This window comes from Micromonospora sp. DT233 (assembly GCF_049841815.1).
Lineage (GTDB): Bacteria > Actinomycetota > Actinomycetes > Mycobacteriales > Micromonosporaceae > Micromonospora.
The window spans coordinates 1-849 of sequence record NZ_JBNCLB010000041.1 but is presented as its reverse complement, the minus strand read 5'-3'; the positions used below and the strand labels follow the sequence as shown (position 1 = coordinate 849).

The 849-nt window shown below is 71.7% G+C and carries 1 protein-coding gene; it reads left to right on the top strand.

Annotated elements, in window-relative coordinates; all coding sequences use genetic code 11:
* Positions 1-25 precede the first annotated feature (25 nt).
* Positions 26-849 (top strand): beta-ketoacyl synthase N-terminal-like domain-containing protein (locus ACLQ2V_RS28100; RefSeq protein WP_425721724.1); only part of this gene is annotated, 824 nt, incomplete at its 3' end.

Genomic DNA, 849 nt, shown 5'->3' with positions numbered 1-849 from the left:
GGCTCGGGGTCTGGTGGGTACGTCGGTGGCGTGGGGGCCGTGGGCCGACGGCGGCATGGCCGACGACGAACTCGTGCGGTCCCGACTCGCTCGGGGTGGCCTGACGCCGCTCGACCCCGACACGGCCGTGAACCTGCTCGGCGCCGTCTCCGGCTGCGTCACCGTCGCCGACGTGGACTGGGACCGCCTCGTACCCGCCGTCACCGCGGCCCGACCCAGCCACCTCTTCGACCGGCTCGCGTCTCCTTCGACCGGCCCGACCGCGACCGGCGCCACCACCGCCACCCGGGCCCGCGGCCGCCTCGCGGAGCTGTCCGGTACGGCGCTGCGGGTGTTCCTCACCGACCTGGTACGAGCCAAGGTCGCCGGGGTCCTCGGCTTCGCCGATCCCGCCGCCGTCGACGTGTCGGCGGCCTTCAAGGACCTCGGCTTCGACTCCCTCACCGCCGTCGAGCTCCGCAACGCCCTGTCGGTCGACACCGGGCTGAAGCTCCCGTCGACCCTCGTCTTCGACTACCCGTCGGTCACGGCGCTCGCCGGTCACCTCATGGCCGAACTCTCCGACGGCGTCGACAGCCCGACCACCGCGCCGATGTCAACCGCCGTCGACGACACCGACCCGATCGTGGTGGTGGGCATGGGGTGTCGCTTCCCGGGCGGTGTGACCTCTCCGGAGGAGCTGTGGCGGTTGCTGGCCGACGGTGTCGACGCGTTGGGCCCGTATCCGTTGGATCGGGGTTGGGACGACGTCACCGCCGGTGTGGGTGGTTTTGTGGATGGGGTGGCGGGGTTTGATGCGGGGTTGTTTGGGATTTCGCCGCGTGAGGCGGTGGTGATGGATCCGCAGCA